Raw genomic sequence first — 12,911 nt, 5'->3', positions numbered from 1 at the left:
ATATAGAAACTAGTGCTGGAATCCTTGTTGGGATTAGCAATGGATTAATCAGATGAAATTTATACCTTCAAAAGGAGGGGATATACTTTAAGGTGTTATAGTCTGATAAAGGGGATTACGTTAACAGTTGTTTTCTATCAAAACGGAGGCGGACAAATGACTAGTAGCGTTCATTTAGTACAACAATTTCAACCGGAACATTATGATATTCGGCTGGACATCAGCCGTGAGGCCAAGAAAATTAATGGGACAGTTATCGTGCAAGGAAACGCCAGCGAAAATCAGCTTTTGCTTAACCAGAAATTCTTGAAGATCCTAACAGTCACGGAGAACGGTCAGTCGAGAGCTTTTGTCACTGATGATGAAACCGAATTATTACAGGTGACATTGGACCATTCTGGACCGGTGTCGTTAACTATTTCATATACAACACAGCTGACTGATACGATGATGGGGATTTATCCTTCTTATTACGAAGTAAATGGCCAGAAGAAACAACTGGTGGGGACGCAATTCGAAGCAACCGCCACTCGGCAAGCATTTCCTTGTGTCGATGAGCCAGCCGCCAAAGCAACCTTCAGTCTGGCCATTAAATACGATGAACATGCGGGCGAGACGATTTTGAGTAACATGCCCGAGCTTAAATGTGAGCAGGGAATCCATTATTTTGAACAAACATTACGGATGTCAACTTACCTGATTGCGTTTGTCTTCGGCGATTTGCAAAAGAAAATGGCGACAACCAAGAGTGGTGTTCAAGTAGGTATATTTGCGACGAAGGTCCATCAACCGGCCGAACTCGATTTTGCCTTGATGATTGCGACCCGTACGATTACGTTTTATGAAGATTATTTTCAAACACCCTATCCCCTCAAACACTCTTGGCACGTGGCCTTGCCTGATTTTGCGATGGGGGCGATGGAAAATTGGGGATTGGTGACCTACCGAGAAGAGCTGATACTACTCAATTTGGCTAACGTCACATTTGATAGAAAAATGTTTGTGGGAACCGTGATTACCCATGAGTTAGCTCATCAGTGGTTTGGCGACCTGGTCACAATGTCCTGGTGGGATGATTTGTGGCTCAATGAAAGTTTTGCAAATATGATGGAGTATGTGGCGCTCGACGCACTGGAGCCGGAGTGGGACGCTTGGAATATGTTTCAGACGGATGATGTTCCGATGGCGCTGAAACGGGACGCGACGGATGGTGTTCAGTCGGTTCATTTTCAGGTTGCAAATCCAGCTGAGATTGAATCTAGTTTTGATTCTGCGATTGTGTACGCCAAGGGTGCACGTTTGTTGACGATGGCCCGTCAGCTGATTGGAGATCAAGCGTTGCGCACAGGTTTAAAAGATTACTTTGCGGCGCATCAGTATGCTAATGCCATTGGCGCTGATTTGTGGTCAGCATTGAGTCAAGCCTCTGGTCAAGATATTGCGGCAATCATGGTGCCGTGGTTGGAACAGCCGGGGTATCCGGTTCTTTCGGTGACATTGCGCGATAATCAAGTACACATCACGCAACAGCAGTTCTTCATTGGACAAGGGGCCGACCATGGTCGTCAATGGAAAATCCCGTTGGCAAGCAATTATCCAGAAGTACCAGCGCTCATGGCGCAAAAAGAAATTGCTGTGGCTGACTATCAGGCTTGTCGACAGGCCAATGGACAACCCTTGCGTCTGAACGTGGGTAATCAGTCACATGTCGTTGTGAAGTATGATGAGACACTGATGGCGGATATTTTAGCAAATGTGGCGTCACTGGATGACACGGCCCAGCGCCAGTTGTTACAAGACTTACAGTTGTTGGCGCAAGGTGGTCAACTTTCCTATGCTGAGTTAGTGACCCTGTTACCTAGGTTTGCAGATAGTCGTGCAACCAACGTGTTGACCATTCTTTACGACATTGCGAATAGCTTGAAACGATTTGTCACACCTGGTTCGCCAGAAGAGCAACAGCTCAAATCGTATTTTAAGAAATTAAGTACGAAACAGGTCACACGATTGGGCTGGCAGCCGAAAGAAACAGACACGCTGGATGACCAAGTCGTGAGATCGATGGTGATTCGGGCGGCCTTGTATGGGGAAGACGGAGAAGCCATTGCCACAGCGCACCAGTTGTTTGACAAAAATCATGCGCATTTGATTGATTTACCGGCGACCACGCGGAAGCACATTTTAAGAAATGAAATGGTTAATTTCTGCCGTTCAGAACTTTTCGAGAAATTCCTAACTGGCTATCAAAAAGCGACTGAGGCCAATTATCAAAAGGACCTGGGGGCTGCATTATTGGCGACGTCAGACAAAAAAATGTTAGCGCAATTGGTGACCTATTTACGGGATGTTAACGTGGTCAAGCCACAAGATAGCTTGTTTTGGTATAGCGGCTTATTGTCTAACCCACAGGGGGAACAACTGGCTTGGGACTGGTTACGAGAGAGCTGGTACTGGCTAGCAAAGACTTTAGGTGGGGAGGCGCAGTTGGCCTACGTGATTACATTAACGGCGGAGACCTTCCATACGGCCAATCGCTTGGCTGAGTTTAAAGCGTTTTTTGGTTCTAAGCGACAACATGCAGGATTGGCCCGAAACATTACGATTGGGTTCACGACGATTGAAAGTAGTGTGCAATTGGTGGAAGGCGAGCGAGAAGCGGTTAATGCGGAAATCTCTAAGCAGGTTAATACATTAAGGTAAATACCCAAGCGCTCTGGGCACAGTCTTAGGGCGTTTTAGTTTGAATTAGGATAGAATTTAACAGTGTTAGTGACACCTATAAATATAATTAACTTTATACTATATTTATAGGCGAAATTACTTTGAGATGAGCTGTTAGCATGGTAAGCTGAACGAGTAATCTAAAGAAAATTTTGGAGGAGTCGACGGTGAACCACCAGAAGGCCAAATGGCTCATTAATCTAACGTTATCATTGATTTTACTGGTAGCTATTTTTATAGTGAAGGGAAATTACGGCCTGTTCTGGGCAATCGTCTTACTGGTCTACGTGGTTCAGTGGGGACTGTTCAACTGGCTCAGCAAGCGGTAGCGAATCACGGTTAATCATAAATTTTCTGTCCTTGCCACAGCAACGATATTCCCGGTTCGGTCTAGGTTAAAACGCAATTTTGTCTTTTTCGTGATTTTAACTCAAATCGCTTGTCAGGACCCCCTATGTTGCGTGATAATTGAAGCAATCAATCGGCGTTAGGCCGATAAACAACTTGAAGGGGTTGATCTGCGTGGAAGTCACACGACTCGGCGATACATTCTCACTGTCCGGCACCTTGCCAGCAGTCGGGGATCAGTTACCAAAGTTTAAGGTATTCGATCAAGACAATAACAAAGTTAAGACGGCTAATTTAGTTGGGAAAGTTACTTTGATCAGCGTTGTGCCTGACCTGGATACACCAGTATGCACGATTCAGACACGGAAGTTTACCCAGCAAGCGGATCACTATCCAGATGCCCGGTTTGCCACGATTTCAAATAACTCAATCGCGGAACAGACCGGCTGGTGTGCCGCTCAGGGCGTTGAGAACGTTGATTTGTTGTCTGACGAAGAATTGTCGTTTGGCTACGAAATGGGTCTGTACGTTCCGAACCTGGGGAACCTGGCACGGTCCATCTGGATCATCGACGACGCCGGCAAGATTGTTTACCGTCAAATCGTCAAGGAACAAACGGAAGAACCAGATTACCTGGCCGCCATCGATGCGCTGGAAAAATTAGTCTCACGAGTTGACCTTTAGGCTAAAATTGCGTAAACTATGTGAAAGTAGCGTTGAACAAGTCAGTAGCGTTAGAACATCCTCGCAGAGAGCCGGAATTGCTGGAAACCGGTGGATGGCTATACGTGAACGTAGCTTGCGAGCTGCCGGGCTGAACCAACAGTAAGCCCGGACCGGAGCACTCTCCGTTAACAAAGAAGTTAAGTGGGGCATAAACGCCCAATTTAGGTGGTACCGCGAAGAATCTTCGTCCTAATTTTTTAGGACGGAGATTTTTTTGTCCCGTCAAACGTTAACTTCGCCAGAAAGAAAGGAATTGATTTAAATGGCTGACAAGCAAATTGATATGCCAACCAAGTATGACCCAACCGCCGTTGAGGCAGGTCGGTACCAAACTTGGCTTGATGAAGATGTTTTCAAACCCAGTGGTGACAAGAAAGCCACGCCTTATTCCATTGTTTTACCGCCACCAAATGTTACCGGGAAGCTGCATTTAGGCCACGCCTGGGACACGACTTTACAAGACATGATCATTCGGCAAAAGCGGATGCAGGGCTTTGATACGCTCTGGATTCCGGGGATGGACCATGCCGGTATCGCTACGCAAGCCAAGGTGGAAGCCCGCTTACGTGAACAAGGCATTACCCGTTACGACTTAGGTCGGGAAAAATTTGTCGACAAGGTTTGGGAATGGAAGGACGAATACGCCGCAACCATCCACAAGCAATGGGCCAAGATGGGGCTGTCCATGGACTACTCCCGTGAACGGTTTACCTTGGATGATGGCTTATCTGACGCCGTTAAGAAGGTCTTCGTTACCCTCTACAAGAAGGGCCTGATCTACCGGGGCGAATACATCATCAACTGGGACCCACAAGCCCGGACCGCGTTATCTGATATCGAAGTTATTCACCAGGACGACAAGGGTGCGTTCTACCACGTCAAATACCCATTTGCCGACCCAGACTACACGTTTAACGGCAAGCATTACATTGAAATTGCCACGACCCGTCCTGAAACCATGATGGGTGATACCGCCGTTGCCGTTAACCCCGACGATGACCGGTACAAGGACTTAGTGGGCAAGAAGGTTATCTTGCCATTAGCCAATCGTGAAATTCCCATCATCGCTGACCAATACGTTGATATCAACTTTGGGACTGGGATGGTTAAGATTACCCCAGCTCATGATCCAAATGACTTCTTAGTGGGTAACCGTCACAACCTCGAACGGATCAACACCATGAACGAAGATGCTTCGATGAACGACCGCGCCGGCAAGTATGCTGGGATGGACCGTTTCGACGCGCGTAAGGCCATGGTTGCGGACTTAGACGACCAAGGGTTAATGATCAAAATTGACCCAATCGTCCATTCCGTTGGGCATTCTGAACGGACCGGGGTTCAAGTCGAAGCCCGGCTGTCTACCCAATGGTTCGTGAAGATGAAGCCACTTGCCGAAGCCGCTATCAAGAACCAAGAGGGCGACAACGCGGTTGATTTCGTGCCAGAACGGTTCGAACACACCTTCACCCAATGGATGGAAAACGTCCACGACTGGGTTATTTCCCGTCAACTCTGGTGGGGCCACCGGATTCCAGCCTGGTACAACAAGAAGACTGGTGAAGTCTACGTTGACGAAGAAGCGCCTAAGGATATTGAAAACTGGGAACAAGACCCTGACGTCTTGGACACCTGGTTCTCCAGTGCCCTGTGGCCATTCTCCACGATGGGGTGGCCAAACGAAGACAGCGCTGATTTCAAACGCTACTTCCCAACCGACACGTTGGTGACCGGTTACGACATCATCTTCTTCTGGGTTTCCCGGATGATCTTCCAAAGCCTTGAATTTACCGGTAAGAAGCCGTTCAAACACGTGCTCTTACATGGGTTGATTCGGGCCGAAGACGGTCGCAAGATGAGTAAGTCTTTGGGCAATGGGATCGATCCAATGGACGTTATCGACAAGTACGGTGCCGATGCCCTGCGGTGGTTCTTATCTACCGGTTCAACGGCCGGCCAAGATGTCCGGTTCAGCTATGACAAGATGGACGCCGCCTGGAACTTTATCAACAAAATCTGGAACGCCAGTCGATTTGTCATCATGAACTTGGGCGAGAACACCAAGCCCGTTGTGCCAGCCGCTGACAAGTGGGACCTGACCGACAAGTGGATCTTAAGCCGCTTGAACGATACGGTTAAGCACGTTACGGAAATGTTTGACAAGTTTGAATTCGGTGAAGCTGGGCGTTCACTCTACAACTTCATCTGGAACGACTTCTGTGACTGGTATATCGAAATGAGTAAGGAAGTCCTGACCGGCGACGATGACGCTGCTAAGGCCAACAAGCAAGACATGCTGGCTTACGTCTTAGACCAAACCTTACGTCTGCTGCAACCAATCATGCCATTCGTGACGGAAGCCATCTGGCAAGCCATGCCACATGACGGTCAATCCCTGGTCACGGCGGCTTACCCAGTCGACCACCCAGAATTTGACAACGCCACGGCAGAAAACGACATGACGAGCCTGATCGACTTGATCAAGGCTGTCCGGAACATCCGGGCCGAAGCCAACGCGCCAATGTCCACGCCAATCGACCTGCAGATTAAGACCAGCGATACCCAATTACAAAGTGTCTTTGAAAACAACCGCGACTACATCGACCGGTTCGTTCACCCAAAGGGCTTTGAAATGGGCGCTGATGTGACTGCACCAAAGCTGGCCATGACCTCCGTGATCTCGGGTGCCGAAGTTTCCGTGCCATTGGCCGAATTGGTCGACTTGAACGACGAAGCTAAGCGCTTGGACAAGGAAGTTGCCAAGTACACGGCCGAAGTTGACCGGGCAACCAAGAAGTTAGGCAACGAACGTTTCGTGGCTAACGCGCCAGAAGACGTGGTTAACGCTGAACGGGAAAAGCAAGCGGATAACGAGAAGAAGTTAGCCGCCACCAAGCAACGCCTCGCCGACATCAAGGCCCAAATCTAGATTGGTTTTTGCCAGCGCCTTACCGGGTGGCAAAAATGGACCGTGACGCTGTGGGCGGACGCCCGAAGCCAAAGAGCGGTCTTCGGACTTGCTTTGAGCCTCTAAGTTCGAGTCTCAAAGACACCAATTCTCTAAACGACTACGCCGTTAAGAGAATTCCCACGGCTGAGTCCATTTTTGCCACCCTCACGGCTTACACTGGCGTACCCATCTAGTTTGTTCCTTATGTTGACTGATTGCTCTGGGGGTTTTGTTTTCAGAACAGTTCTTAAATCACTAAAATTTCCGGCACCAACGACTCTTCATGAGTAGTTGGTGCCGGTTTTTGTTTTCTGTAAAATTGATTAAGTACGGTGAACTAACTTACTACGTTGCTTGGTGAAGGGATTAGATGTTTTACAGCCAGACTAGCGACGATGCTGACTAGAGTCATGAGTTTATGTTTTGTGTGACGGATATTTCGTATGTATTTGTGATTTAAGAAGTAAATTTTTAAAGCTGGAAGGGGCGAAAAACAGTGAATGGGTAAATAACTGTGTAAGCCGTGAGGGTGGGCAAAATAGGCTCAGCCGGGGGATTTCTCAGCGGGCTTAGCTGAGAAATGGTGACTTTGAGACTCGGTTTTGGAGGCTCAAAGCAAGCTCGAAGACCGCTTCTCAGGCTTCGGGCGTCCTGCCCCCAGCGTTCCGGCCTATTTTGCCCACCCGGTAAGGCGACAAACACAATCAATTTATCCGTTCACACCCGGGGGAAATCTGCTACACTGGGAGGCAATGACTACTACTCGGGAGGTTTTTAACTTGATTGAAACGTACGCCGAAGCACTACAATTTATTCACGGCCGGGACCGCTTCAAAAAGAAGCCCACGTTGGACCGGATGCGTGAGTTCATGGCGTTGCTGGGGAACCCACAGGAGCAACTGACCATGATCCACGTGGCCGGCACCAATGGCAAGGGCTCCACCGTGGCCTTTTTGCGGGACCTGTTCATGGCGGAGGGCAACACGGTCGGGACCTTTACCTCGCCATTCATCACGCGCTTCAATGAACGCATCAGTGTCGACGGCGAGCCCATCAGTGATGCCGACCTGTTGGCCGACGTTCAACGCATCGAACCGGTGGTGGCGCAGTTGGACGCGGAGCTAGGGGCCGAGGGACCTACTGAATTTGAAATCGATACGGCTCTGATGTTCAGTTACTTTGCCAGTCATCCGGTGGACATCGTTGTCGTTGAGGTTGGCCTGGGCGGCTTGTACGACTCGACCAACATTATCACGCCGGTCGTCTCGGTGATCACCACGATTGGGATGGATCACATGAAAATTTTGGGTGACACGATTCCTAAAATTGCGGCACAAAAGGCGGGCATCATTAAGCCCGACGTTCCCGTGGTCGTGGGTCGGTTGACGCCGGATGCCTTAGCGGTCATGGACGATACGGCCGCGGCCAACCACACGCAAGTCTGCGCGCTGAATCGGGATTACAAGGTGAAGAATCAACCGGAGGACGAGTGGGGCGAGCGTTTTGCCTATGCTTGGGGTGACCGACGTTGGCGGCATCTTCAGATTGATTTGTTAGGCCCGTATCAAATTGATAACGCGGCGACGGCTTTAACGGCCTTCATCACGTATCATCTGGTCAAGAAGCAACGGGTCAACATTGCTGAGATTCGGCAGGGGCTGGCGCACACGGCTTGGCCCGGTCGGTTCGAACGACTGAATACCGAACCGTTGATTGCCATCGATGGGGCCCACAACGAGCCCGCCATGGTCGAGATGACCCAGTTGTTGCGGCAACATTTTAAACAGCATGACGTTTACATTATCCTGGCGGTCTTAGCCGATAAACAGTACGATCAGATGGTTCAAACGCTGCTCAAGGTCCGCAACGTCCACATCGTTGTGACGCAATTCCAGGGACCTGGGAAGCGGGCCGCCGCGACGCCACAGGCTTTGGAGGACGCAGTGACCTCCAAGCGCGTGACCATGGCACCAGATTGGCCGACCGCGTTGAAGACGGTGCTGGGGACCATTTCAGCCGATGACTTGGTCTTATTAACGGGATCGTTATACTTTATTTCCGAGGTTCGCCAATATTTTAAAGGAACCGACGAATAATTCGCCTTCTTTTACGGAGTTAACCCGTAGAGGGGTGAAACGCATGCAACGACCAAAATTATCGACGCGTAATGAACGTCAGTTACTGAACCAAGTATTAAAGAGTCTTGGCTTACCGGCCGCCACGGAATGTGACCGGTTCTTTCACTATTTTCATAGCATTGCGGATGTCCGCTACGCCAGTCACCGGCAGTGTCGGGCCTACGTGGGGAACCGTCCGCAGCGACGAAGCCTATTAACGGCCATCGAGCTGGGACGGTGGGTCCAGCGGGCACCGCGGCCCATTCTGGGGGAGGTCCTGGCTAGCAGCCAGTTGGGGCAGAGCCTGATGGACGACCTGCGCTATTTGCCACAGGAACAGCTGGAAGTCTTGGCTTTGGATGCCAAACACCAGATTATTGCCCGCCAGACGGTCTTTCAGGGGACGCTAGACAGCTGCCCGGCCCATCCCCGGGAAATCTTCCGGGTGGCGGTCCTCAATGGCGCCGCGGCCATCGTGGTGGCCCATAACCATCCCAGTGGCCTGCCGGAGCCCTCCCACAACGATTTGGCCTTCATGATGCGCTTGGCCGAGTGTGGCCAGCTCATGGGAATTCCACTGCTGGATGGCTTTGTGATTGGCGTGCACAGCTATTTTAGTCTGCGGGAAACGGGACATTTGCCACTCGAGACGACGGCAGTCTCTGGATAAGTGGTTGCCAGGAAAAGCGGGTAAAGTGGCCCCAACCATTAAAAACTGTTTAAAATCACTTTTAGCTATTTCTTTCTCGTTAAAAGTTCGGTATTCTTGACATTGACGACGTGTTCTCACGCTGATAGGTATGTTATAATACGTCTATCAATGTATAAAAATAAAAATCAATTAAAGTTTTGTTGACAATGAAGGGATGAAACACAGTGTTCGGATTAGGAACGAAAAATATTGGGATCGATCTTGGTACCGCCAATACAATTGTCTACGTTGACGGTAAGGGTATCGTTCTACGCGAACCTTCCGTTGTCGCCAAGAACACAAAGTCTGGGGAAATTGTGTCCGTTGGTGAAGACGCACGCGCAATGATTGGTCGGACGCCGGCTAGTATTGTTGCCATTCGGCCCATGAAAGACGGCGTGATTGCCGACTACGATACAACTGTTGCCATGATGAAATACTTCATCGAAAAGACGGTTGGTAAGTCTAGTGGTAAGCCATATGTCATGGTTTGTGTACCAAGTGGTGTGACTGAAGTTGAAAAGCGGGCAGTGATCGACGCAACCCGGGTTGCCGGTGCGCGCGATGCCTACGTAATTGAAGAACCATTTGCTGCTGCCATTGGTGCCGGTTTGCCCGTGATGGACCCAACCGGTAGCATGGTCGTTGACATGGGTGGTGGGACCACCGACGTTGCCACCATTTCCTTAGGTGGGATTGTGTCCAGCCGCTCAATCCGGGTTGCCGGTGACAAGTTGGACGATGCGATTGCAACTTACGTTCGGAGTAACTTCAACCTGTTGATCGGTGAACGGACGGCTGAAAAGCTGAAGATGGACATTGGTTCCGCTTCCGTGGAAGAAGCCAGCAAGATCGACGGTGCCACGATTCGGGGCCGTGATTTAGTCACTGGTTTGCCTAAAGCCGTGGAAGTTTCCGCTGTTGATGTGGCCAAAGCCATCCAAGAACCCGTTCAAGACGTCATTACGGCTATCAAGGAAACCTTGGAAGAAACGTCACCAGAAATCGCTGCCGATGTGATTGATCACGGTATCGTGTTAACTGGTGGGGGTGCCTTACTGAAGAACCTTTCTGAAGTCATCGCCGACGCAACCAAGGTGCCGGTTTCCATTGCAAACGACCCATTAGATTGTGTGGCCGCTGGTACTGGTGAATCATTAAAGAGTATCGATGTCATGAAGAAAAAATAGGGACTAGCGGGAAGGCAGCTTCCCGCTTCTTTATTGTGACGGTACGGGCCAAATAAACCCGACCCACAAGATGGAGGTCAAACATGCAGAAATTTTCTCTCAATCGGCGACTCGTCATTATCATTGTCTGCGTGATTGTTAGCTTTGCTTTGATGACGGTGTCCGTGGCAGTTCGTAACAAGAAAGCAACGCCACCCCTAGTTCAACAGTTTGGTAACGACATTGTCGGCTTGGTCGACCGCGTTGTTGCGATTCCAACGAACGGGTTGAGCGGCTCCGTGAGCTCCATTTCCGAGCTACTGAATACGTATCAAGAAAACCAACAGTTAAAGAAGCAGGTCAGTGAACTCGCCCAAACCAAGGTGCGTGATCAGACTTTGGCTAAAGAAAATAAACAACTGAAAAAAGAAATTAGTTTAAACAGTTCATTAACGGACTACACGGCCGTGACGGCTTCCGTCATCACCCGGACGCCTTCGTCATGGCAGAACCAAGTCGTGATCAACAAGGGGGCTTCGGCTGGTGTCACGAAGAACATGCCCGTGATGTCCGGTTCCGGTTTAATCGGTCGGGTGGCCGAGGTCAACAAGACCAACTCGAAAGTTGAACTGATTACGGATAACAATGACACGGCTAACCGGTTCGCTGTGCAAATCAGCACGAAGTCCGGCAAGACGGTCAACGGTGTCCTGAGTGGCTACAATGCCAACACGGGTCAGGTAACCATGAACAACATCACCACCAAAGCTAAGATCACTAAGGGCGACAAGGTCGTGACGAGTGGTCTGGGTGGCGTGACGCCTAAGGGCTTGTATGTTGGAACGGTTGCGAAGGCCAGTGGGGATGACTACGGTCTGTCTACCAAGCTGTACATTACGCCAGCAACGGACTTAAGCGACCTGAACATCGTGACCGTTGCCGTAACCAAGCAGTAAGGGGGAACCAATCGTGTATCGCTTATCGAAATTACGTTTTGGCTTTCCTGTCTTCCTGTTCTTGGCTTTATTTCTAGACGGGGCAGTGAGCCAAGTCTTTAGTGTTCAAATGTTTCGTTACCCAACGACCATGATCAGCCATTTGGTTGTGCTCTGGTTAGTTTGCGGGGTCATCTTTGAAGCCGATGGGGCTTTTGATATGCCACTCGCGCGTTGGGCAGCGGTCGCCGGCGCAGTCTTCGATCTTTACTATACGGGAATTTTTGGCGTTTACGTCTTCATCTTTCCGTTAGTGATTTACGTGACCCGGCAGTTGGTGGCGTGGATCAGTCCAAACTTTTTAAGTGGGTTACTGATTTATTTCATCGATATTGCTGTGGTTGAAGGATTGGGGTACTTGGCGAGTCGTGCCGTTCACCTCAATGATGCCGCTGGGAGCGCGTTTCTAGTGAACACGCTGGGACCAACATTGGCTTTTAATCTGGCCATGTTTGTCATTTTATATTTCCCCATTCGTTGGGTGTATAATTGGTTAAAATAGGTGAAGGGAACGAACGCTATGCAGGCTGCCGTACTACGCGGAACGCAAAACGGCTATGATTTAGTCCTCAAGCAATCAGCGAGTCTGGACCAAATCTTGGTTGACTTAAAAACATTGTTAGAAAATCTCAAGGTGGATCCTCAAGCTTTGGAAAGTTCCAAGGTTTCTTTGGACGTCCTGACTGAGGACCGGATTTTGACGGCGGATGAGAAGAGTCGCATCGAACAGATGGTGGCCCAGTATCCGCGCTTTGAAATCCACAAGATTGCTGCGAACGTCATGACGATTGCCGATGCAATCCAATTGCGTGAGCGGGAGAACGTTCACCTGTTAAGTAAAGTGATTCGTAACGGGCAGGAGGTCGCCATGAAAGGGGACGTCCTGTTCTTGGGGACGATTCACGAGGGTGGTAAGCTCCGGACAACGGGCAACATCTTTTCCATGGGGGATGTCGCTGGAATTCTTCAGGCGGGGTATCCCGATGACGAATCTAAGCTGATTATGGGAAATCTTCAGACCGCGCAACAGGTCCGGATTGCTGAGCAGTTTGATATTGTTGAGTCAGATGAATTGACCGACTCACGGCAAACGATTGCCTACGTCAATGACCTTCACGTCTTGTCGTACGGAAAGCTCGGGCAATTGAAGAAGATTAATCCGAAGTTGTATAACCAGATTGGAGGAATTTAGAA

10 protein-coding genes and 1 other annotated feature are annotated in these 12,911 nt (G+C 49.7%); all 10 genes read left to right on the top strand.

From position 1 onward, the window contains the following. The first annotated feature begins 156 nt into the window (after positions 1-156). The 10 genes from ACEPST_RS00830 (at position 157) to ACEPST_RS00785 (ending at position 12,909) form a co-directional block, all read left to right on the top strand. Positions 157-2,700 (top strand): M1 family metallopeptidase, encoded by a 2,544-nt coding sequence (locus ACEPST_RS00830; protein ID WP_204121412.1) that lies wholly within the window; start codon positions 157-159, stop codon positions 2,698-2,700. A gap of 188 nt (positions 2,701-2,888) precedes the next feature. Then, positions 2,889-3,050: a hypothetical protein gene (locus tag ACEPST_RS00825; RefSeq protein WP_204121411.1), complete on the top strand. Its 162-nt coding sequence runs from the start codon at positions 2,889-2,891 to the stop codon at positions 3,048-3,050. A gap of 193 nt (positions 3,051-3,243) precedes the next feature. Further along, positions 3,244-3,753: a thiol peroxidase gene (gene tpx, locus ACEPST_RS00820; RefSeq protein WP_203639291.1), complete on the top strand. Its 510-nt coding sequence runs from the start codon at positions 3,244-3,246 to the stop codon at positions 3,751-3,753. 23 nt (positions 3,754-3,776) lie between these two features. After that, positions 3,777-3,990: a binding site (T-box leader), on the top strand. A 67-nt stretch (positions 3,991-4,057) separates the two neighbouring features. Continuing rightward, positions 4,058-6,724: a valine--tRNA ligase gene (locus ACEPST_RS00815; RefSeq protein ID WP_203646117.1), complete on the top strand. Its 2,667-nt coding sequence runs from the start codon at positions 4,058-4,060 to the stop codon at positions 6,722-6,724. 800 nt (positions 6,725-7,524) lie between these two features. Then, the gene (locus tag ACEPST_RS00810; RefSeq protein WP_204121410.1) at positions 7,525-8,841 is read left to right on the top strand and encodes a bifunctional folylpolyglutamate synthase/dihydrofolate synthase; all 1,317 of its coding nucleotides are present in this window, start codon (positions 7,525-7,527) and stop codon (positions 8,839-8,841) included. 43 nt (positions 8,842-8,884) lie between these two features. Beyond that, positions 8,885-9,532 (top strand): JAB domain-containing protein, encoded by a 648-nt coding sequence (locus ACEPST_RS00805; protein ID WP_204121409.1) that lies wholly within the window; start codon positions 8,885-8,887, stop codon positions 9,530-9,532. 206 nt (positions 9,533-9,738) lie between these two features. Continuing rightward, positions 9,739-10,743, top strand: a complete 1,005-nt coding sequence (locus ACEPST_RS00800) for a rod shape-determining protein (protein ID WP_203646114.1) — start codon at positions 9,739-9,741, stop codon at positions 10,741-10,743. 83 nt (positions 10,744-10,826) lie between these two features. Then, positions 10,827-11,678, top strand: a complete 852-nt coding sequence (gene mreC, locus ACEPST_RS00795) for a rod shape-determining protein MreC (protein WP_203639278.1) — start codon at positions 10,827-10,829, stop codon at positions 11,676-11,678. 13 nt (positions 11,679-11,691) lie between these two features. Then, a complete protein-coding gene (gene mreD / locus ACEPST_RS00790; RefSeq protein ID WP_203639276.1) occupies positions 11,692-12,219 on the top strand; it encodes a rod shape-determining protein MreD in 528 nt (175 codons plus the stop codon). Further along, positions 12,220-12,909, top strand: coding sequence for a septum site-determining protein MinC (locus tag ACEPST_RS00785; RefSeq protein ID WP_225893674.1), 690 nt, complete (start codon positions 12,220-12,222; stop codon positions 12,907-12,909). It abuts the gene before it with no gap. Positions 12,910-12,911 lie beyond the last annotated feature (2 nt).

The organism is Levilactobacillus sp. FUA 3915 (genome assembly GCF_044053135.1).
GTDB classification, from domain to species: domain Bacteria; phylum Bacillota; class Bacilli; order Lactobacillales; family Lactobacillaceae; genus Levilactobacillus; species Levilactobacillus lanxiensis.
The sequence above is the reverse complement of the archived record's forward strand: the minus strand, read 5'-3'. Positions and strand labels throughout refer to the sequence as shown.

Coding starts and splice junctions, on each gene's coding strand:
- ACEPST_RS00830 (WP_204121412.1), top strand. CDS start 157: ATGACTAGTAGCGTTCATTTAGTACAACAATTTCAACCGGAACATTAT.
- ACEPST_RS00805 (WP_204121409.1), top strand. CDS start 8,885: ATGCAACGACCAAAATTATCGACGCGTAATGAACGTCAGTTACTGAAC.
- ACEPST_RS00815 (WP_203646117.1), top strand. CDS start 4,058: ATGGCTGACAAGCAAATTGATATGCCAACCAAGTATGACCCAACCGCC.
- mreC (WP_203639278.1), top strand. CDS start 10,827: ATGCAGAAATTTTCTCTCAATCGGCGACTCGTCATTATCATTGTCTGC.